The organism is Mycobacteriales bacterium (assembly GCA_036497565.1).
GTDB lineage: Bacteria > Actinomycetota > Actinomycetes > Mycobacteriales > QHCD01 > DASXJE01.
Map to the genome: position 1 here is coordinate 23,783 of DASXJE010000230.1, position 20,303 is coordinate 44,085.

Here is a 20,303-nt window from a genome sequence, read left to right on the forward strand (position 1 = left end):
GTGCCCACGGACGTACGCGACGGGAGCAACCGAGGATGAGCAGTGAATACGCGAGGTCGCTCGGGGCGCGCCTGCGGGCCATCCGCACGCAGCAGGGGTTGTCGCTGCACGGTGTGGAGAACAAGTCCGAGGGCAGGTGGAAGGCCGTCGTCGTCGGATCCTACGAGCGCGGTGACCGTGCGGTGACCGTGCAGAAGCTGGCCGAGCTGGCGGACTTCTACGGCGTACCGGTCAGCGAGCTGCTGCCGGAGGCCCGCCAGTCCTCGGCCGCCGGGCCGTCGGAGCGGGTCGTGATCGACCTCGAGCGGCTGGGCCACCTGCCGGCCGCGCACGTGGGTCCGCTGGCACGCTATGCCGCCGCGATCCAGAGCCAGCGCGGCGACTACAACGGTCGCGTGCTGTCGATCCGCGCCGAGGATGTGCGCTCGCTGGCGATCATCTACGACCTGTCCCCCGGCGAGCTCACCGAGCGCCTGATCGCCTGGGGTGTGCTGACCTCCGACGCCCGCGACGCCGTCGCGGAGTAGCCGGTCAGCCGCCGACCGGGCCGGGCTGCGGCTTGGCCCGGGCGATGCGGCCGAGCACGCCGTTGACGAAGCGCGGCGAGTCGTCGGTGGACAGCGTCTTGGCGAGCTCCACCGCCTCGTCGATCGCGACGCCGTCGGGCACCTCGTCGCGCCACATCAGCTCATAGACCGCGAGTCGCAGCAGCGTGCGGTCGACGGCGGGCATCCGGGCCAGGCTCCAGCCTTCGGCGTAGGTCGCGATGGTCTCGTCGATGCGGTCCCGCTCGCGGACCACGCCTTCGACCAGGGTGACCGCGTAGTCGGACACGGGCGGGTCGGCCGCGGCCACCCGTTCGGCGGTGGTGGACAGCGGGTCGGTGCCGCGCAGGTCGGACTCGTAGAGCAGGTCCAGCGCCCGCTTGCGGGCCTTACGACGGGCCGTCATCTAGCTGGACACCCTGCCGAGGTAGCGCCCGTCGCGGGTGTCGACCTTGACCTTCTCGCCGGTCCCGACGAAGAGCGGCACCTGGATCGTCGCGCCGGTCTCGAGGGTGGCCGGTTTCGTCCCGCCGGTGGACCGGTCGCCCTGCAGGCCGGGGTCGGTCTGGGAGATCGTGAGCTCGACGCTGGTCGGCAGCTCGACGTAGAGCGGGGTCGAGTCGTGCACCGCGATGGTGACCTCGGCGTTGTCCAGCAGGTAGTCGGCGCCGCCGGCCACGGTGTCGTCGGACACGTGCACCTGGTCGTAGGTCTCGGCGTCCATGAAGACGAAGTCGGCGCCGTCGCGGTAGAGGTAGGTCATCGACCGCTTGTCGACGGTTGCGACGTCGACGCGGACCCCGGCGTTGAAGGTCTTGTCGACCACCTTGCCGGTCAGGACGTTCTTCAGGGTCGTCCGGACGAACGCCCCGCCCTTGCCCGGCTTCACGTGCTGGAACGCGACGACGTTCCACAGCGCGCCGTCGAGATCGAGGGTCATGCCGTTCTTCAGTTCGTTCGTGGTGGCCACGGGGATGCGTCTCCTACAGGACGAGTAGGTCCTTGGTCGTCATGGTGAGCAACTCGGGTCCGGATGACCGGACGACGAGCGTGTCTTCGATGCGGACACCGCCCCGGCCCTCGAGATACACCCCGGGCTCCACGGTCACCGGCATCCGATCTTCCAGTTTACCCGTGCCGGTCGGTCCGAGGCCGGGCGCCTCGTGGATCTCCAGGCCGACACCGTGGCCGAGGCCGTGCCCGAAATGCTCGCCGTGTCCGGCCGCGGCGATGACCTCCCGGGCCGCCCGGTCGATCTCCCGCACGTCGGCCCCGATCGCCAGGGCCTCCCGCCCGACCCGCTGCGACTCGGCGACCAGGGCGTAGATCTCGCGCTGCCAGTCCGCGGGCTCGCCGAGCACCAGGGTGCGGGTCATGTCGCTGTGGTAGCCGTCGTACTCGGCGCCGAAGTCGAGCTTGACGAAGTCCCCGGCCTGCAGCGCCCGGTCGCCCGGCCGGTGGTGGGGAATCGCGGAGTTGGGGCCGCTGGCGACGATGGTCTCGAACGACGGCGCCTGCGCACCGTGGTCGAGCATCCGGCCGTCCAGGTCGCGCCCCACCGCACGCTCGGTGCGGCCGATGGCGAGGCCCCCGGCGGCCAGCAGGTCGGCCAGCGCCCGGTCGCCGATCACGCAGGCCTCCCGCAGCAGCGCGATCTCGTCCTCGTCCTTGATCCTGCGGAGCTTCTCCACGGCGTATTTCAGGCTCACCAGGTCGACGCCGTCGGCGGCCGACGAGAGCGACCCCAGTCCGTCGACGGTCACCACGTGCGACTCGTAACCGAGCCGGCGGGCCCCGTCGCGCGCGGCCCGCGCGGCGAGCGCCGTCCCCACGCTCCGGTCGATCAGCCGCTCGACGTCGGGCGCCTGCTGGGCGGACTGGGTGGTGTAGCGGCCGTCGGTGGCGAGCACCGCGGCGCCGTCGCGGGTCAGCAGCAGCGCGCCGTTGGATCCGGTGAAGCCGGTGAGGTAGCGGACGTTGATCAGCGAGCTGATCAGGACGGCGTCGAGGCCGTCCTCGGTGGCGGCGGCGTGCAGGCGCTCACGGCGTACCGCGTGGGAAGCAGGCATGCAGCGACCGTATCGCCTCGCCCAAAACGCACTCCTAGTGCGTTTTGGGCGACGCGCGGCTAGTGCGTTGTGGGCTAGGTGGCGGCGTGCGCGGCGAGCCAGCGCAGCGCCAGCGGGTAACCGTCGACGCCGAGCCCGCAGATCACCCCGGTCGCGACGGGCGACACCAGCGAGCGATGCCGGAACTCCTCGCGGGCGTGGATGTTGGACAGGTGCACCTCGACCAGCGGCGCGGTGAGCATCGCGCACGCGTCGCGCAGCGCCACCGAGTAGTGCGACCACGCCGCCGGATTGAGGACCACCGGCAGCGAACGGTCGGCGGCCTCGTGCAGCCAGCCGAGGAGCTCGGCCTCGTCATCGGTCTGGCGCACCTGCACCTCGACGCCGAGTTCGTCACCGGTACGGCGGCACAGGCTCACCAGGTCGTCGTAAGACGTCGCCCCGTAGATCTCCGGCTGCCGGATGCCGAGCCGGCCGAGGTTGGCACCGTTGAGCACCCAGATCATGCCGCCACCTCCGCATAGGCCGCGGTGAGCAGCTCCTCACCGGGTCCCTCCAGGATCGCCGGGCGAGCCAGCCCGTCGAGCACGACGAACCGCAACGTGGCACCCCGCGCCTTCTTGTCGACCCGCATAGCGGCGTGCAGCTGCGGCCAGGCGTCCTTGGCGTACGTCGTCGGCAGGCCGAGCGCGTGGAGCACCGCGCGGTGCCGGTCGGCGGTGGCGTCGTCGAGGCGGCCCGCGGCCCGGCCGAGCGCCGCGGCGTAGACGAGGCCGACGGAGACCGCCGCGCCGTGGCGCCACCGGTAGCTCTCGGTCCGCTCGACCGCGTGGCCGAGGGTGTGGCCGTAGTTGAGCATCTCCCGCGGCCCGGCCTCGGTCAGATCGCGGCCCACGACGTCGGCCTTGACCCGGACGGCGCGCTCGACCAGCTCGGCGGTCCGGTCCCAGGCCGGGGCAGCCGCGGCGGCCGGGTCCGCCTCGATCAGGTCGAGGATCGCCGGGTCGGCGATGAAACCGGCCTTGACGACCTCGGCCAGCCCGCTGACGTAGTCGGCGGCGGGCAGCGTGGCCAGCGTCGCGAGGTCGCAGAGCACGACCGCCGGCGGGTGGAAGGCTCCGACGAGGTTCTTCCCGGCGTCGGTGTTGATCGCGGTCTTTCCGCCGATCGCGGCGTCGACCATGCCGAGCAGGGTCGTGGGCACCTGCACGAGACGCACGCCGCGCAGCCAGGCCGCGGCGACCCACCCGGCCAGGTCGGTGACCGCCCCGCCGCCCAGCCCGACCACGGCGTCGGAGCGGGTGAAGCCGGCGGCGCCCAGCACGTCCCAGCAGCGTCCGGCGACGGCCAGGGTCTTGGCCGCCTCGCCATCCGGAACCTCGATCAGCGTCACCTGGTGGCCCGCTGCGGCCAGGCCCTCGCGCACCTGCCCGGCCGGTCCGGCGAGCGAGGGCGCGTGCACGACGGCCACCTGCGCCGCACCGTCGAGCGGTCCGGCGAGCTCGCCCGCGAGTCCGAAGCCGATGACGACGTCGTACGGCGCCGCTCCCCCGACCCCGATCCGCGTCGGCGCTCCGGTCATCGCAGCGCCGCCATGACGTCGTCGGTCACCGCATCGACGTCGCGGCCGTCGGTGTTGACTTCGAACGTCGCGACCTGCTCGTAGAACGGTCGCCGCGCCTCGAGCAGCACCCGCAACTGGGCGCGCGGGTTGAGCGTCAGCACCGGCCGGTCGCGGGCCAGCCCGACGCGCTTGGCGGCATCGGCGAGCCGGACCGAGAGGAACACGACGGTGCGATCGGCGAGGTCGGCGCGGGTGTCCTCGTCGAGCACGGCGCCACCCCCGACGGCGAGAACGCCGTCGTGTCCGGCCAACGCGTCGACGACCGCGGCCCGTTCCAGTGCCCGGAAGGCCTCCTCGCCGTCGTCGATGAAGACGTCGGAGATCGGCTTTCCCGCGGTTGCTTCAATGTCGGCGTCGGTGTCGCGGAAGGGCAGGGCGAGCCGGTCGGCGACCCGCTGCCCGACGCTCGTCTTGCCGGCCCCCGGCGGCCCGACGACGACGAGTCGGGGGCCGGCCATCAGCGCACCGCCAGGCTGTCGAGGTAGGCCTTCGCGTTGCGCCGGGTCTCGGCCACCGCGTCGCCGCCGAACTTCTCCATCGCTGCGTCGGCGAGCACGAGTGCGACCATCGCCTCGGCGACGACACCGGCCGCGGGTACGGCGCACACGTCGCTGCGCTGGTTGATCGCGACGGCCGGCTCGCCGGTCGCGACGTCCACAGTGGACAGTGCGCGGGGGACGGTGGAGATCGGCTTCATCGCCGCGCGGACGCGCAGCACTTCGCCGGTCGACATCCCGCCTTCGGTGCCACCGGAGCGGCCGGTCCTGCGGCGTACGCCGTCCGGCCCCTGCTCGATCTCGTCGTGGGCCTGCGAGCCGCGGCGGCGGGCGGTCTCGAAGCCGTCGCCGACCTCGACCCCCTTGATGGCCTGGATACCCATGAGTGCACCGGCCAGCCGGGAGTCGAGACGACGGTCCCAGTGCACGTGGCTGCCCAGGCCCGGCGGCAGACCGTGCACGACGACCTCGACGACGCCGCCGAGGGTGTCGCCCTCCTTCTTGGCAGTGTCGATCTCGGTCACCATCGCCTCGCCGGTGCCGGGGTCGAAGCAGCGCACCGGGCTCGCCTCGACGAGGTCGCGATCCGCGGGCGTCGGGACGACCCCCGCCGGTGCCGACACAGTGCCGAGGGCGATGACGTGACTTTGCACCTCGACGTCCAGGGCCTGCCGGAGCAGAGCGCGCACCACTGAGCCCAGCGCGACCCGCGCGGCGGTCTCGCGCGCACTCGCCCGTTCGAGCACCGGCCGGGCGTCGGTGAAGCCGTACTTCTGCATACCGACCAGGTCTGCGTGCCCCGGGCGCGGCCGGGTGAGCGGCGCATTGCGGGCGAGGCCCGCGAGTTCCTCTTCGTCGACCGGGTCGGCCGCCATGACCGTTTCCCACTTGGGCCATTCGGTGTTGGCGATGCGGATGGCGACCGGTGCTCCGATCGTCCGGCCGTGGCGTACACCGCCGGTCAGCTCGACCTCGTCGCGTTCGAAGGACATCCGGGCGCCACGGCCGTAACCGCCGCGCCGCCGGGCCAATTCGTCGGCGATGTCGGCGGTCGTCACCTCGACGCCGGCCGGCAGTCCCTCCAGGACCGCGACCAGCGCCTGCCCGTGCGACTCACCCGCAGTGATCCAGCGCAGCACGGCCGCAAGTCTTTCATGCAGGGCGCTGCGCTCACCCGGCGACGCCCGAGACGTAGGCGTCGACGATCGGCCCGCCGGAGACCACGGCGACCAGCGCGCCGAGGAGCAGCGCCGGGCCGAAGGCGAAATCGGTCCGCCAGCCGGCGAGGCGCCGGATCAGCAGCACGACGGCGACCGCCGCGCCCACGACGAATCCGGCCACGAGGCCCAGCAGCACTGTGTCCCAGCCGATCCACCCGAGGTAGAGCCCCAGGACGCCGGCCAGTTTGGTGTCGCCGAAGCCGACCCCGCCGAGGAACGCCAGCACGAAGAACGCGGCGAACACCGCCGTCATCGCCAGCAGCGCACGCAGGTAGCGGGCACCGTCGCCGTCGGTGGCCGCAGCGACGCCGAGCAGGACGAGGCCCACGCCGTACGTCGGGAGCGTCAGCACGTCCGGGAGCCGGTGGTGGTCCAGGTCGATGACGGCAAGAGCGACACCGGCCACGCCCAGCCAGAGGTAGGCCGGCAGGGCGGGTTGCGGGCCGAGCGCGCCGGCCAGCAGGCCGAGGACGACGGCGGCCACGGCGGTGATCAGCACCCGGCGCCGACGGCCGGCCGGGTCGGCCCGCCACCAGCCGGTCGACCACACCGGGACGTCGGCCGGCACCTGCAGCGCCAGCCGGCCGACGAGCGGCCCGGCGAGCAGCCCGAGGGCGGCGCCGGACAGACCGGAGAGGACGTGCATGGACATGGCCGACTAGGTCGTCACGCCCGCCACACGGCGTTGTATTCGTCGTGCCAGTCGTAGGCGACCGACAGCGCCGTCAACGTCGGGCACGGCCACGGGAAGGCGGAGTCGCAGGTCAGGCAGCTGCCGGTGGGCCCGACGGCGCGGTGCAGGTTGACGACGCGTCGCTTGGCTTCGCAGTCGCGCAGCAGGCGGCCCGGGTCGACCGGCCCGGTTTTGCCCGTGAAGTCGCCGGCCGTCTGCATCGACATCCAGTAGGCCTCTTCGTCCTCGGCGATCCGGGCGAGCAGCCACTCAGCTGGGTCAGCCATGACACTCCACATCTCCTGCGATCCGATACCCCCCTCTCTCTCCGGGCATCGGCCGAAAACTACGGCGCGTCACGCGGACGGCTGATCCAACCACGACCCTCGGTCAGGTGACGGGGTGGGTCTTGCGCAGCACCTCGAGGAATGCGCGCATCCACGCAGGGTGATCGGGCCATGCGCGACCGGTGACGAGCTGGCCGTCGACGACCGCCTCGCCGTCGACGAATTCGCCACCTGCGGCCTGCACATCGAGCTCCAGCGCCGGGTAGGCCGCCGAGCGCCGGCCGGTGAGCTTTCCCGCGGCCGCCAGCAGCAGCGGGCCGTGGCAGAGGGCCGCCACCGGGGCGTCCTCGTCGAGGAAATGGCGGACGATGCGCCGCGCGTCGGCGTCGTTGCGGATGTACTCCGGAGCGCGGCCGCCGGGGATCACGGCGGCGACGTAGTCGGCCGGGCGTACGTCGGCGAACGCGAGGTCGGCCGGCCAGGTGTAGCCCGGTTTCTCGGTATAGGTGTCGAATCCGTCGACGAAGTCGTGCACGACGAACTGCAGTTTCTTCTTCTCCGGCGCGGCGATGTCGACCTCGTAGCCCTCCTCCAGCAGCCGCTGGTAGGGATACATCACCTCCAACGACTCAGCCGCGTCACCGGTGAGCAGCAGTACCTTCGGCATGTCGACCTCCCGCTGTCGTTCGTTCTCTTCTTCCGCCGCGTCAGCGGAAGCAGTAGGAATCTGAGGACGCGTCGCCGCCCTGCAGCCGCGTCTGGTGCACCCGCAGGCCACGGAAGTCGCCGCCGTGCGGGAAGAAGCGCTCGTCGACCGTCATGCCGCCGCCATCGAGATCGACGTCGAGCTTGACCAGCCACGGATCGATGCCACCCGGGTAGAACTGGTCGTCCCAGGAGCCGTAGAGCGAATTGGTGAGGTAGACCCGGCGCCCGTCCCGGCTGATCTCGACCATCTGCGGGCCGCCGGTGAGCGGGGTGTGCAGCGCGGTCGGGTGCGGGCTGCGGCGCACGATGCCGCCCAGATGCACCGAACCGGCGAGGCGCGGGTGCGCGGGATCGCTTACGTCGTACTGCTGCAGCTCGCCCGTCCCCCAGCACGAGACGTAGAGCCACTTGTCGTCGACGGACAGGTCGATGTCGGTCACCAGCGGCGGCACGGCGCCGAAGCCCTGCAGCAGGGGCGGCAGGTCGGCGGCGTCGGCCGGCTCGGCCGGGATGGTGATCACCTTTTCTGCGGCCCACCGGTCGCCGTCGCGGTGCCACCGCCAGATCGATGAGGACAGGTCCTCGACGTTGGTGACGACGCCGACGAAGCCCCAGGTTTGGGCGGGGTCGTGGGCGGGCCGGAGTTCGAGCACCATCTGGTTGGCGTCGCCCAGGTCGATCTCCTGCTGGTGACGGCCGTTCGCGAGGTCCCAGAAGTGCAGGGAGTGGCCGTATTTGCGACCGAGGAGCAGTTCGGCGTTGATGCCCTCCTCGATCATCGACGGCGTACCCCACTCGCTCGTCACCATCGTGTTCTCGTTGAGGTGCCACCACATGTCGTAGGCGAAGTACTGCGGTCCGCGGTCGGTCTCCCACGTGCCGATGACGTCGAAGCTGTCGTGGTCGAGCAGCGCGATGCCACCGGGACCGTCGGCGCCGTTGGCGCCGCCGAGGCAGGAAAGGTAGAGGCCGTTGGGCCCGCAATGCAGGGTGTGCGGGCGGGAGTAGCCGGCCTTGCCGGCCAGCTCGTCGGCGTCAATCACCTTCACCAGCTGGGGATTGGCCGGATTCGGCTGGGTGTCGAACACGTTCAACCGCGACGAACGCAGGCCCGGCACGAGTAGGTAGCGCCGCTGCGGACCCTCGTGCCCGCCGTGCCCGGTGTGACACAGCGCGCTGCTGCACGCGTTCCAGCCGAAGTGGTGCAGCTCGTCGCCGCGCGTGGGCAGCTCGCTGAAACCGACAACCTCGCCGTACGTCGACGACGCCGGGTCGGTGTCGACGACGGTCAGTGCGTCGGGCTGCGCTCCGGCGCGGTCGAAGCCGACCACATAGGCCAGTCGTTCGGGCGGCGCGCCGATCGCGTCGGTCGGCGTCCGGTAGAACGTCGGATCGCTCGGCGCGTCGTGGTCGTCGTGAGTGACGGTCATGGCATCTCCGCGGGTCGATGGAGCGGACGTGGGCCGACCAACCGAGCTTGGCACAGCTTGCTCAGCCCTGGCCAGTGGCCTCCACAAGCGCGGCCCGCACCGCGGCAATCGGCGGCACGTGCCCGGTCATGAGCTCGACCTGCCGCACACCCTGGTGCAGGAGCATGGAACGGCCGCTGACCACCGACCGACCGGCGGCCGCGGCCGACTCCGCGAGCACCGTCGGCCACGGGTCGTAGATCACGTCGAGCAGCACGCCACCGGTGCCCCACCGGGTGGTCCGGCCCACCGGGTCGGCGGCGCCCCGGGGCAACGTGGAGATCACCACCGGAGCATCACCCACGACGGCGTCGTCGAAGCCACGCACCACCTGCGGATGGACGCCGAGCCGGGCGGCGGTCTCCAGGAGGGCGGCCGCCCGCGCCGGCTCGCGCACCAGGACGGTCGGTTTCGGCTCACCGAGCTCGCGCAGCGCTGCGAGTGCCGCCTGGGCGGTGCCCCCGGCGCCGAGCAGCACGGCACCTGCCGCCGAGTGCACACCGGCTTCGGCGAGCGCACCGACGACACCCGCGACGTCGGTGTTATCGGCGTACCACCCGTCCTCGCGGCGGACGAGCGTGTTCGCGGCGCCGACCGCGTCGGCCAAGGTGCTCCGCGTCGTCGCCTCGGTGAGGGCGACCCGCTTCAGCGGCATGGTCACTGACAGACCGGCGCAGTCGCCGTCGAGTCCCGCGAGTAGTGCCGGAAACCGCGACTCCGCACACTCGATCGCCTGATACGTCCAGTCGGACAGCCCGAGTGCCGCGTAGGCGGCTCGGTGCAGCACCGGGGAGAGGGAGTGCCCGATCGGGGTGCCGACAACCGCTGCGTAAGGCATGCCGGTCAGTAGACCCCTTCTGCCTGTGACTTCCGCTTCTGCCGCTCGAACGCGCGATCGTCGTCGGTGAAGAAGGAGTGCCCGGCCCGGTCCGCCTTGACGAAATACAGCCACGGCCCGGGCGTCGGGTGCAACGCCGCGTCGACCGCTGCCATCCCGGGGCTGCAGATCGGTGTGGGAGGCAGGCCCGGGTGGCGATAGGTGTTGTACGGCGAGTCGACCTGGATCTGCTGGTGGGTGACCCGCGCGTCGTTGCGGCCGAGCGCGTAGTTGACGGTCGAGTCGAGCTGCAGCGGCTTGCCCGCGGCGAGTCGGTTGTCGATCACCCGGGCGATCTTGCCGAAGTCGGAGGTGATGCCCTCCTCCTCGAGCAGGGACGCCACGATGACCACCTGGTACGGCGTGAGGCGCAGGCCCGGCGCCGCGAGCGTGTCCGGGTCGAGGTTGCGGTTCGCCGTCGACACCATCATGTGCAGGACGTCGTGCGGAGTCGCGGTCCTCGGGACGTCGTAGGTCGTCGGGTAGAGAAAGCCCTCCAGGTGTCCCCGGGCGTAGGACGGCAGCCCGAGCGTGCCGGGTGAGTCGGCCGCGGCGGTGAGTTTCGCGAGCGGGATCTTGGTGCGTTTCGCCAACAGGGCGAGGGTCTGCTTGACGTTGAGACCTTCCGGCACGGTCACCCGGCCGACGAGCGACGCGCGGTCGAGGATGAGCGCAAGTGCGGCGGAACCGCTCATGTGCTTGCGGAGCCGGTAGGTGCCCGGCTGGATCGCCCGCGACCGGGCGTCCTTCTCCGCGGCCGCCCGGAACGCCCGGGAACTCTTGACCACACCGGAACTCACCAACGTCGTGCCGATGTCGCTGGCCGTGTCGCCGTCGTCCACCTGGACATAGACCAGGGCGCCGGCCTGGCCGCTGTAGTCCGGCGCCGAGCCGACCCGGTGCAGGATCAGCCGCCCGCCGTAGAACGCGCCCAGGGCCAGGACCACGATCACCAGCACGGACAGCAGCGGGCCACGGACCCGGCGCCGGCGCCGGCGGGACCTCCGCCGCGGCGGCTCACCGTCGTCGCCGCTGCCGAGGATGGACAGGTCGCTCATCGGACCTGCCTCGCCCGGTCCAGCCAGCCCTGCAGGATGAGCACCGCCGCGGCCTGGTCGATGCGCGGCTTCTGCTTACGGGTCGAGACGCCCTGTCGGGACAGGGTCTGGCTGGCCACCACAGTGGTGAGGCGTTCGTCGGCGAGGCGGACCGGCACCGGCTCGATCTTGGCGCGCAGCTTCTCGGCGTAGTCCTGCGCCGCGAGAGCGGCCGACCCGGACCGGCCGGCGAGAGTGCGCGGCAGCCCCACGACGACCTCGACCGCGGTCCGCTCGGCGACCAACGCGGCCAGCTCGTCGAGATCCCGTTCTCCGCCGGTGTCACGGGCCAGGGTGACGAGCGGGGTGGCGAGCACACCGGCGGGGTCGCTGACTGCGACCCCCACCCGCACCGTGCCCACATCGACGCCGAGCCGGACGCCCGGACCGGCGTCCTGCTCGTGCCCTTGCCCCGTCACCGGTGCGCCGGGCCGTCCGGTCCCGCCCTGACCATCACGCCGACCCGGTGACCCGTTGCCCGACGAAGTGCTCGGCAAGCCGGAGTGCCTCGTCGACACCGGCGGGGTCGCTGCCGCCGCCCTGCGCCATGTCCTCGCGGCCGCCGCCCCGCCCACCGACGGCGGGGGCGAACGCCCGCACGATGTCGCCGGCCGAGAGCCGCCACGACCGCGCGGTCTCGTTGGTCGCCGCGACGAAGGAGACCTTCCCGTCCGTGGCACCGACGATCACGACGACCCCCGGTCGCCCGGAGTCCAGCCGGTTGCGGACGTCGGTCGCCAGCGCCCGCAACTCGTTGCCGCTCAGGCCGTCGGGCGCCTGCGCACCAACGAAAGCGACGCCGAAGACATCGCGGGCGCCTTCGGCGAACTCGGCCGCGCCGGCCAGCGCCGACGCCGCCCGGAGCCTGGCGAGCTCGCGCTCGGCCGACCGGAGCCGCTCCATCAGCGACTGCACCCGCCCGGGTACCTCGTCGACCGGCGCCTTGAACGTCTCGGCCAGCTGTGACACCAGCACGTGCTCACGAGCGAGGTACCGGAACGCGTCGAGCCCGACCAGGGCTTCGACCCGGCGTACGCCGGCCCCGATCGAGGATTCGCTCAACAGCTTCACCACGCCGAGCTGGCCGGACCGCAGCGCGTGCGTGCCGCCGCACAGCTCGCGGGCGTAGTCGCCGACCTCGACGACCCGGACCTCGTCGCCGTACTTCTCGCCGAACAACGCGATCGCGCCGATCCGCCGGGCCTCGGCCTGGTCGGTGAGGAACGCCCGCACCTCCAGGTCGTCGGCGAGGGTCGCGTTGACCTCGGCCTCGACGTCGGCGAGGACCGACGGCGGCACCGCCTGGGGCGTGGTGAAGTCGAACCTCAGCCGGCCGGGCGCGTTGAGCGAACCGGCCTGCGCGGCGGACTCCCCCAGCGCTCCGCGCATCGCCCGGTGCACCAGGTGGGTGGCGGTGTGTGCGCGGGAGACCGCCTTGCGGCGGTCGATGTCGATCGCGGCGTAGGCCGGCGTACCCGGCCGCACCTCACCGCGGCGGACCCGCGCCCGGTGCACGATGACGCCCGGCAGCGGAGTCTGCACGTCGATGACCTCGAGCTCGCCGCCGTCGACGACGATGGTGCCCGTGTCGGACTGCTGACCGCCGCCCTCGGCGTAGAACGGCGTCGCATCGAGGACCACCGAGACGTCGTCGCCCTCGCCGGCGGCCGCCAGCGACGCGCCGTCGGCCCGGAGCAGCGCAGTCACCCGCGACTCCCGCGCGGCCTCGGCGTAACCGGTGAACCGGGTCGGGCCGCTGTCGTCGAGCACCGCGCGGTAGGCCGACAGGTCGGCCTGACCGGACTTGTGCGCCTGGGCGTCGGCCTTGGCCCGCTCGCGCTGCTCGGTCATCAGCCGACGGAACTCCGGCTCGTCGACCGAAAGGCCCTGCTCCTCGGCCATCTCCAGGGTGATGTCGATCGGGAAGCCGTAGGTGTCGTGCAGGGTGAAGGCCTCGTCGCCCGAGAGCTGCGCCCGCCCCGCCGCCTTCGTCTGACGCACCGCCGTGTCGAAGATCGTCGTCCCGGAGCGGAGCGTCGACAGGAAGGCCTCCTCCTCGCCGTAGGCGTAGGTGGAGATGCGGCCGAAGTCGGATTCGACCTCCGGGTAAGACGACTTCATGCAGTCCCGGGAGACCGGCAGCAGCGCGGGCATGACCGGCTCTTCGATCCCGAGCAGGCGGACCGAGCGCACCGCGCGCCGGATGATCCGGCGCAGCACATAGCCGCGCGCCTCGTTGGACGGCGTCACGCCGTCGGCGATGAGCATCAGCGCGGAGCGGACGTGGTCGGCGATGATCCGCAACCGCACGTCGTCCTCGTGCACGGCGCCGTAGCGCTTGCCGGTGAGCGCCTCCGTCCGCTCGAGGACGGGGTAGATCTCGTCGATCTCGTAGATGCTGTCGACGCCCTGCAACTGCGCGGCGACGCGTTCCAGGCCCATGCCGGTGTCGATGTTCCGTTTGGGCAGGTCGCCGAGGATCTCGAATTTCCCGTGCGCGTCGGAGGGACCGCGCACCTGCTGCATGAACACGAGGTTCCACAACTCGACGAAGCGGTCCTCGTCGACCTCCGGTCCACCGTCCCGGCCGAACTCCGGGCCGCGGTCGTAGAAGATCTCCGAGTCGGGCCCGCAGGGACCGGCGATGCCCATGTCCCAGAAGTTGTGCTCCGCCCCGCGACGCTGGATCCGTTCCCGCGGCAGGCCGGTCACCTCGTGCCACAGCGTCGCGGCCTCGTCGTCGTCCTGGAACACGCTTGCCCACAGGCGGTCGGGATCGAAGCCCAGCCCGCCCTCGCTCTGCGGCGAGGTCAGCAGCGTCCACGCGAAGCGGATCGCGTCTTCCTTGAAGTAGTCGCCGAAGGAGAAGTTGCCGTTCATCTGGAAGAACGTGCCGTGCCGGCTGGTCTTGCCGACCTCTTCGATGTCGGTGGTGCGGACGCATTTCTGACAGCTCACCGCCCGCGGGAACGGGGGCGACAGCTGACCCACGTAGTAGGGCACGAACGGCACCATGCCGGCGCTGACGAACAGCAGGTTGGGGTCGTCGACGACCAACGACGCGCTCGGCACATGTGTGTGGCCGCGGCGTTCGAAGAAATCGAGGTAACGGCGGCGGATCTCGGCTGTCCTCATCGTGCCTGGAAATCCTCCGGCCGCGCGCCGAGGTCGCCGTCGAGCCCGCTGCTCTCCTTCAGCTCGATCTCCCGTGCCGTGCTCGCCGCGCGCGCATCGTCGACGAACTCTCGGACCGATTCCACCAGACGTCCCGTCGATTCGGACAGCGAACGCGTAATGCCGCTCGGGGTGAACTGCTCCGCCTTACGGCTGAGCTTGCGGACCACCAGTGCCCCGATCGTGACACCCATCGCGAGCCAGAACAGCCGGCGCATCACGCCGCGCCCTTCTTCGCCGCCCGGCGGCTACGCCGCTCCGCCCGGCGGGCCCCCTTGACGTCCTTCTCCATGGACGCCTTCCGGCGATTCCCGGCGGCCTTGCGGATTCCGTAGGAGAACGCCGCGACCTTCACCACGGGACCGCCGACGGTCGAGGCGAACAGCGACGTGAGCGCGGCAGTGTTGCTCGTCACCGACTCGGCGTTGGCCGTGATGCCGTCCACCCGTTCGAGCTGGTTGTTCACCCGCTCGACCGTCGTCTGCGCGTTGGTGAGGATCGGGCCGGCGCCGTCATGTGCCTTCCGGATCGCCAGCGTCGCCTCATCCAGGGTTCGCCCGAGCTTCAGCAAGGGGACGGCGAGCAGCCCGACCAACAGCACAAAGGCGACGGCCGCGATCAACGCGGCGATCTGTCCACCGGACACGCGACTCTCCCAGGCGAGGCGACATTATCTGCGCGAGACTACCGCCTGGGCCGTCGGCGGGCCGAAGCCGTTCCGGTCGGTCAGGCCGGCCCCTCCTCGGCGTCCTGGCCGTTCTCCTCGCCGCGCACGATGCGCCGCAGGCCTCGTACCCGCGCCTGCAGAGCGCGTTCCGCGCCGTGGGAGGAGGGGGTGTAGTAGTCCCGGCCGACCAGGGCGTCCGGCGGGTACTGCTGGGTGACCACCCCGGACGGGTCGTCATGGGCGTAGCCGTATCCGGCACCGTGCTCGAGCCGGCCCGCACCGGCGTAGTGCGCGTCCCGCAGTGCGGGCGGCACCGTGCCGGCCAGTCCCTGCCGTACGTCGGTCAGTGCCTGGTCCACGGCGGCGATGACGGCGTTGGACTTCGGCGCGAGCGCCAGGTGGACGACCGCGTGGGCGAGCGTGATCCGGCCCTCCGGCATCCCGATCAGGGCGACGATCTGGGCGGCCGCGGCGGCCGTCTGCAGCGCGGTCGGGTCGGCCATGCCGATGTCCTCGCTGGCGAGGATGACCAGCCGGCGGGCGATGAATCGCGGATCCTCGCCGGCCACGATCATCCGGGCGAGGTAGTGCAGTGCGGCGTCGACGTCCGATCCGCGGATCGACTTGATGAAGGCGCTGATGACGTCGTAGTGCTGGTCGCCGTCCCGGTCGTAGCGCACCGCGGCGGTGTCGACCGCCTTCTCCAGGGTGGCGAGGTCGACATGATCGGCACCGGCCGCGATCGCCGCACCCGTGCCGGCCTCCAGCGCGGTCAGGGCCCGGCGGGCGTCGCCGGCGGCGAGGCGGACGAGATGGTCGAAGGCGTCATCGTCGAGGGTGACGGCGCCACCCAGGCCGCGTTCGTCGGCCAGCGCCCGGCGGACGAGTTGGCGGATGTCCTCGTCGGTGAGCGGCTCCAGGGTCAGCAGGAGCGAGCGGGACAGCAGCGGGCTGACGATGGAGAAGAACGGATTCTCGGTGGTGGCCGCGACCAGCGTCACGACCCGGTCCTCGACGGCGCCGAGCAGCGAGTCCTGCTGGGTCTTGGAGAAGCGGTGCACCTCGTCGATGAACAGGACCGTCTGCCGGCCGGAGAAGCCGAGTTCGCGGCGCGCCTCCTCGATCACCGCGCGCACGTCCTTCACCCCGGCGTTGAGGGCGGACAGCGGCACGAACCGGCGTTGGGTGGCGCGCGAGACGACATGGGCGATCGTCGTCTTGCCGGTGCCGGGCGGTCCCCAGAGGATCAGCGACATCGGGGCGTCGCCCTCCACCAGCCGGCGGAGCGGCGTACCGGGGCCGAGCAGATGTTGCTGCCCGACCATCTCCTCGAGGGTGCGCGGACGCATCCGGACGGCCAGCGGAGCGTGCTCCGCCGTCGCCTGTTCGGCGGCGTCGTCGAAAAGGCTGTCGCCTGCCACGGTGAGCGACATTACCCGTCGACTGAGCGAGCCCGGGAATACCGGACGGGCGGGCCGGGTAGTGACCGGAAGACATCTGACTGAAGGAGACCCATGCAGATCCGGACAATAGGCGACGTCAAGGTGAGTGCGATCGGGCTCGGCGAGATGCCGATGTCGCTCGAGAGCCGCCCCGACGAGGAGCGGTCCATCCGCACCATCCATGCCGCACTCGACGCCGGCATCACCCTGATCGACACCGCGGACGCGTACTGCATCTCGCTCGACGAAGCCGGTCACGGCGAGCGGCTGGTCGCCAAGGCGCTCGCGTCGTACGGCGGGGACACCTCCCAGGTGCTCGTCGCCACCAAGGGCGGCCACTTCCGGCCCGGCGACGGCTCCTGGCAGGTGGACAGCTCGCCGGACTACCTGCGCAAGGCCTGCGACGCCAGTCTCACCGCGCTCGGCGTGGACGCGATCGGGCTCTACCAGCACCACCGGCCCGACCCCAAGGTCGACTACGCCGACGCGATCGGGACGATCAAGGAGCTCTACGACGCCGGCAAGATCCGCCACGCCGGTATCTCCAACGCGACGGTGCCGCAGATCGGCCTGGCACAGGAGATTCTGGGCTCGGCGCTGGTGAGTGTGCAGAACCAGTTCGCGCCCAACTTCCGCTCCTCGGAGCCGGAGCTCGAGTACTGCGCGGCGCAGGGTCTCGCGTTCCTGCCGTGGAGCCCGCTCGGCGGCATCGGCAACGCGGGTGGCCTCGGCTCGACACACGCCGCCTTCCAGTCCGTCGCCGACGCGCACGGGGTGAGCCCGCAGCAGGTGGCGCTGGCCTGGGAGCTGGCCAAGGCGCCGGTCGTCATCCCGATCCCGGGTGCCTCGCGGCCCGAGACGATCCTCGACTCGGCGCAGGCCGCCGAGCTCACGCTGTCCCCGGAGGAGCTGGCGCAGCTCGACGCCGCCTGACCCTCCCCGTCTCATCCGCTCGGGCGGCGCCGTTCTCGGCGCCGCCCGAGTCGTTTGTGCTGGTCCTGTCCGTGTTCAGAGGGCCACGATGCCCTTGACGGCGAGATAGATCCCGAAGATCAAGCACACCGCCAGGCTGATGGCGTGGGTGTGATTCCTTGTCTTGGTGACCAGGGGGACCAACACTGCCTGTGCCCGGTCCGGTGCGAACGTGTAGAGGAGCACGGGCACCCACACCGTCAGCAGGACGATCAGCATCACGATCACCAGGACCACGACCTTGCCGCCCAGGCCGACCGACCTCGCGGCGGCGACATCCTTCACCGCCGGGATGAAGAGCGCGAGGCTCGAGAAGTTGGCGACCATCAGGCCGAGGCCGAGGAGTATGCACTTCGCCGGTCCGGCGGCGACCGGGTGGGGTTGTTGATTGTTGGCGGAAGACGGCTTGAGTGCGATACGTAGCGCCAGAAGCAGCAGGATCGCGCCGAAGGCCAGGTCGACTATTGGTGAGATGCGATGGTGACCGCCGGCGATCGCGTGCCGGAAGACGATCAGTCCCACGATCGCGATGACGACGAGCGGGAGGGCAGCTCCCACGCCGAAGGCGGCCGCCCGCGTTCTGGGGCGGCCCGGCGACGACAGCAGGAGGACGACGCCCACGAACAGGGTTGGGCTGACGGCCGCACCGAGGGCCAGCGGAAGCACCTTGGCCAGCAGCGTGATCATCTGAGCAGTTAACAGCGCTATGGCGCCCGAGCCCGTCCGACACAGCCGGTGCCACCCGATCCGCCTTGACTTTGTATCGCAAAGCTCGCTAGCTTTGCGATACAAAGTCGTGGCCGTGCAGACGGCCTGGCCGGAGGGGGCAAGCGATGGGCGACGCCGGAGTTGTCGCGGGCCGGAGCGGACGGGCCGGGATCTCGACCGCGAGCGCGTCTGCCCACGACCTGGCGATCACCGGGTTGATCCTGAGTGTCGCCGGCTCGGCGTGGTTCGGGTGGGGGCGGCAGGATCCGCCGTCGGGCTGGTCGATTCCGTTGCTGATTGGATCCGTGGTCGGCCTCGGCGTCGCGGTCGCCGGCGGCCTGCTCCTCCGGCGGCTGCTCTCGTCCGGCGAATCGGCGATGAACGACCCGCGGATCCGCCGAAGCTGGCGACTGATCGTCGGCGTCGAGGTGGTCGCGATCCTGCTCGGCAACGTGCTGCTCGGTCTCAGCGGGCGGCCGGCGTACGCCGCCGCGTGGACGCTGTTCGTGGTCGGCGCGCACTTCCTGCCGATGGCCCGGGTGTTCAGGATGCCCGGCATCGGAGTCGCCGGCGTCGTACTGATGGCCGTGGCGGTCGGCGCCGCCGTCGTCGCAGTTGCCGGCCTTGCCGCACCCAGCGCGGTTGCCGGCTTGGGCGGTGGGCTCGTCTGCGTCGTCTCGGGCGCGATGTACCTGCGTCGGGCGTATCGACACGATGCCTGACGACGAGGTGCTCGACCCGCAGGCGGCTGCCGCGTTGATGCAGCAGACCCGACAGCACACCAGCGATGCGTTGCGGATCAAGCTGCCGTGGGTCTACGCCGCGTGGGGCGTCGCCTGGCTCGTCGGCCTCGGGGCGATGTGGCTGTCGGTGCAGAGCCGACACCTCTATCACGGCCCGTCGACCACATCCGCCGTATTGCTGGGGATCCTCATCGTCGCGGCGATCGCCGTCACGATGGTCGTCGTGATCCGGGCGACGAGGGGCGTCCAGGGAACGTCGGAGATGCAGGGCCGCCTCTACGGGCTGTCCTGGCCGATCGGATTCGCGGCGCTGTTCGCGATCGAGGGTTCGCTCGCGTCGCACGGCGCGAGCGACGCGGTCATGGGCCTGATCGGCGCGGCCGGACCGCTGCTGATCACCGCCGTGATCTATCTGGTCGCCTCGGCGATCTGGTTGGACCGGTCGATGTTCGCGTTGGGCGCCTGGCTGGCTGTCGTGACGGGCGTCGCTGTCCAGACCGGTCCGGTCACGGTGCTGCTGATCGAAGCCCTGGCCGGTGGCGGTGGATTCCTGGTGGCGGCCGCGGTGCTGTCCCGCCGATACACCCCATGACGACCCCGGAGGCCGACCTCGATCCGGTCATCCATGTGCCGGCCCGGCTGCGCATCGTCGTCACGCTGGCGGCGCTGCCGCCGGGTGACAGCCTGTCCTTCTCGCGCCTGCAGCAGTTGCTCGACCTCACCGCCGGCAACCTCATCACCCACTTGCGCAAGCTCGAGGACGCCGGCTACGTCGCCAACGTGAAGTCCCGGCAAGACGGTGCGGCGCGGACGTCGGTCCACCTGACCACTGCCGGGCGTGCTGCTTTGGAGCGCTACACGACGACGCTGCGGCGACTGCTCGATCCGCCTCCTCCCCGCTGACGGAGTAACCGCCGCGGCCGGCCTGTGGACAACGCTTTTCTGGTCGGCGGGTGGGTCCATAATCGAACACATGTTCGATGATGGTGATGGTGTCGAAGGTGGCCTGACCGCGGCGGCGGTGATCGCGGCGTGGGGGCCGGGGGTGCCGCCGGGTCCGGAAGCGATGGCCTGGCTGGCGTCGATCGACGCGGCGGTGTTGCCGGCCGGGTTGCGGCTGGACCTGCTGGTGGCGTGGGAGGCGCAGGCGGCGTGGGTCGCCGCCGAGCAGCACCGGGTGCTGGGCGGCCTGGACGCCCCGGACGGCCCCCCGGGCCCCGGTGATGAGGACTGGGTGCGCGAGGAGGTGGCGGCGGCGTTGCACCTGTCCGCCCTCACCGCCGACCGCCGGCTGCAGGTCGCCCGCGGCCTGCGGGACCGGCTCCCGGGCACCCGGGCGGCGCTCACGGCCGGGCGGGTCGACGTGCGCAAGGCCACCGCCATCGCCGAAGCCACCGAACCCCTCGACGCCGAGCACGCGGCACGGGTGGAGGCTGCGGTGCTCCCTGCGGCTCCGTCCCAGACGGTGGCGGAGCTGAAACGGGCCGTGCGCCGGGCCGTGCTGGCCGCGGACCCCGCCGACGCCGAAACC

The 20,303-nt window shown here is 71.5% G+C and carries 25 protein-coding genes; 6 read left to right on the forward strand and 19 right to left on the reverse strand.

Going from position 1 to position 20,303, the window contains the following annotated elements; all coding sequences use genetic code 11:
* The first annotated feature begins 35 nt into the window (after window positions 1-35).
* Window positions 36-527 (forward strand): transcriptional regulator, encoded by a 492-nt coding sequence (locus tag VGH85_18905; protein HEY2175879.1) that lies wholly within the window; start codon window positions 36-38, stop codon window positions 525-527.
* A gap of 4 nt (window positions 528-531) precedes the next feature.
* Here the strand turns inward: VGH85_18905 and nusB are convergent, their stop codons facing one another.
* From nusB to VGH85_18995, 18 genes are all read right to left on the reverse strand, one after another.
* A complete protein-coding gene (nusB, locus tag VGH85_18910; protein ID HEY2175880.1) occupies window positions 532-951 on the reverse strand; it encodes a transcription antitermination factor NusB in 420 nt (139 codons plus the stop codon).
* Entirely contained in the window at window positions 952-1,515 is a 564-nt protein-coding gene (efp, locus tag VGH85_18915; protein ID HEY2175881.1) for an elongation factor P, read from the reverse strand.
* 13 nt (window positions 1,516-1,528) lie between these two features.
* Window positions 1,529-2,614 carry a Xaa-Pro peptidase family protein gene (locus tag VGH85_18920; protein ID HEY2175882.1) on the reverse strand — a complete coding sequence of 362 codons (1,086 nt, stop codon included), beginning with the start codon at window positions 2,612-2,614 and terminating at the stop codon, window positions 1,529-1,531.
* A gap of 74 nt (window positions 2,615-2,688) precedes the next feature.
* Window positions 2,689-3,120, reverse strand: coding sequence for a type II 3-dehydroquinate dehydratase (gene aroQ, locus VGH85_18925; GenBank protein HEY2175883.1), 432 nt, complete (start codon window positions 3,118-3,120; stop codon window positions 2,689-2,691).
* Entirely contained in the window at window positions 3,117-4,196 is a 1,080-nt protein-coding gene (gene aroB, locus VGH85_18930) for a 3-dehydroquinate synthase (GenBank protein ID HEY2175884.1), read from the reverse strand. Before aroB ends, aroQ begins: the two co-directional genes overlap by 4 nt.
* The gene (locus VGH85_18935; protein HEY2175885.1) at window positions 4,193-4,696 is read right to left on the reverse strand and encodes a shikimate kinase; all 504 of its coding nucleotides are present in this window, start codon (window positions 4,694-4,696) and stop codon (window positions 4,193-4,195) included. The genes aroB and VGH85_18935 overlap by 4 nt, the downstream gene beginning before the upstream one ends.
* Window positions 4,696-5,874 carry a chorismate synthase gene (gene aroC, locus VGH85_18940; GenBank protein HEY2175886.1) on the reverse strand — a complete coding sequence of 393 codons (1,179 nt, stop codon included), beginning with the start codon at window positions 5,872-5,874 and terminating at the stop codon, window positions 4,696-4,698. Before aroC ends, VGH85_18935 begins: the two co-directional genes overlap by 1 nt.
* Before the next feature lie 31 nt (window positions 5,875-5,905).
* A complete protein-coding gene (locus VGH85_18945) occupies window positions 5,906-6,607 on the reverse strand; it encodes an A24 family peptidase (protein HEY2175887.1) in 702 nt (233 codons plus the stop codon).
* 14 nt (window positions 6,608-6,621) lie between these two features.
* Entirely contained in the window at window positions 6,622-6,915 is a 294-nt protein-coding gene (locus VGH85_18950; GenBank protein ID HEY2175888.1) for a DUF6221 family protein, read from the reverse strand.
* A gap of 103 nt (window positions 6,916-7,018) precedes the next feature.
* A complete protein-coding gene (locus tag VGH85_18955; protein HEY2175889.1) occupies window positions 7,019-7,582 on the reverse strand; it encodes a DJ-1/PfpI family protein in 564 nt (187 codons plus the stop codon).
* 40 nt (window positions 7,583-7,622) lie between these two features.
* On the reverse strand, window positions 7,623-9,053 hold the full coding sequence (locus VGH85_18960) for a selenium-binding protein SBP56-related protein (GenBank protein ID HEY2175890.1): 1,431 nt from the start codon (window positions 9,051-9,053) through the stop codon (window positions 7,623-7,625).
* 61 nt (window positions 9,054-9,114) lie between these two features.
* Entirely contained in the window at window positions 9,115-9,930 is an 816-nt protein-coding gene (locus VGH85_18965; GenBank protein ID HEY2175891.1) for a shikimate dehydrogenase, read from the reverse strand.
* 5 nt (window positions 9,931-9,935) lie between these two features.
* Window positions 9,936-11,027: an endolytic transglycosylase MltG gene (mltG, locus tag VGH85_18970; protein ID HEY2175892.1), complete on the reverse strand. Its 1,092-nt coding sequence runs from the start codon at window positions 11,025-11,027 to the stop codon at window positions 9,936-9,938.
* The gene (gene ruvX, locus VGH85_18975; protein ID HEY2175893.1) at window positions 11,024-11,485 is read right to left on the reverse strand and encodes a Holliday junction resolvase RuvX; all 462 of its coding nucleotides are present in this window, start codon (window positions 11,483-11,485) and stop codon (window positions 11,024-11,026) included. The genes mltG and ruvX overlap by 4 nt, the downstream gene beginning before the upstream one ends.
* Before the next feature lie 34 nt (window positions 11,486-11,519).
* Entirely contained in the window at window positions 11,520-14,201 is a 2,682-nt protein-coding gene (gene alaS, locus VGH85_18980; GenBank protein HEY2175894.1) for an alanine--tRNA ligase, read from the reverse strand.
* Window positions 14,198-14,461, reverse strand: a complete 264-nt coding sequence (locus VGH85_18985) for a hypothetical protein (GenBank protein HEY2175895.1) — start codon at window positions 14,459-14,461, stop codon at window positions 14,198-14,200. The genes alaS and VGH85_18985 overlap by 4 nt, the downstream gene beginning before the upstream one ends.
* On the reverse strand, window positions 14,458-14,886 hold the full coding sequence (locus VGH85_18990) for a DUF948 domain-containing protein (GenBank protein ID HEY2175896.1): 429 nt from the start codon (window positions 14,884-14,886) through the stop codon (window positions 14,458-14,460). Before VGH85_18990 ends, VGH85_18985 begins: the two co-directional genes overlap by 4 nt.
* A gap of 80 nt (window positions 14,887-14,966) precedes the next feature.
* Complete coding sequence (locus tag VGH85_18995) at window positions 14,967-16,328, reverse strand: replication-associated recombination protein A (GenBank protein ID HEY2175897.1); 1,362 nt, start codon at window positions 16,326-16,328, stop codon at window positions 14,967-14,969.
* Window positions 16,329-16,421: 93 nt separating this feature from the next.
* Here VGH85_18995 and VGH85_19000 point away from each other — a divergent pair, with 93 nt between their 5' ends.
* A complete protein-coding gene (locus VGH85_19000) occupies window positions 16,422-17,282 on the forward strand; it encodes an aldo/keto reductase (protein ID HEY2175898.1) in 861 nt (286 codons plus the stop codon).
* 75 nt (window positions 17,283-17,357) lie between these two features.
* On the opposite strand, the gene VGH85_19005 is transcribed toward VGH85_19000, so the two are convergent.
* Complete coding sequence (locus VGH85_19005) at window positions 17,358-18,008, reverse strand: GAP family protein (protein HEY2175899.1); 651 nt, start codon at window positions 18,006-18,008, stop codon at window positions 17,358-17,360.
* Window positions 18,009-18,154: 146 nt separating this feature from the next.
* Here VGH85_19005 and VGH85_19010 point away from each other — a divergent pair, with 146 nt between their 5' ends.
* The 4 genes from VGH85_19010 to VGH85_19025 form a co-directional block, all read left to right on the forward strand.
* Entirely contained in the window at window positions 18,155-18,751 is a 597-nt protein-coding gene (locus VGH85_19010; GenBank protein HEY2175900.1) for a hypothetical protein, read from the forward strand.
* The gene (locus tag VGH85_19015; protein HEY2175901.1) at window positions 18,744-19,364 is read left to right on the forward strand and encodes an ABC transporter permease; all 621 of its coding nucleotides are present in this window, start codon (window positions 18,744-18,746) and stop codon (window positions 19,362-19,364) included. Before VGH85_19010 ends, VGH85_19015 begins: the two co-directional genes overlap by 8 nt.
* Entirely contained in the window at window positions 19,361-19,675 is a 315-nt protein-coding gene (locus VGH85_19020; GenBank protein HEY2175902.1) for a transcriptional regulator, read from the forward strand. The genes VGH85_19015 and VGH85_19020 overlap by 4 nt, the downstream gene beginning before the upstream one ends.
* Before the next feature lie 70 nt (window positions 19,676-19,745).
* The coding region (locus tag VGH85_19025) for a DUF222 domain-containing protein (protein ID HEY2175903.1) at window positions 19,746-20,303 on the forward strand (558 nt) is incomplete at its 3' end.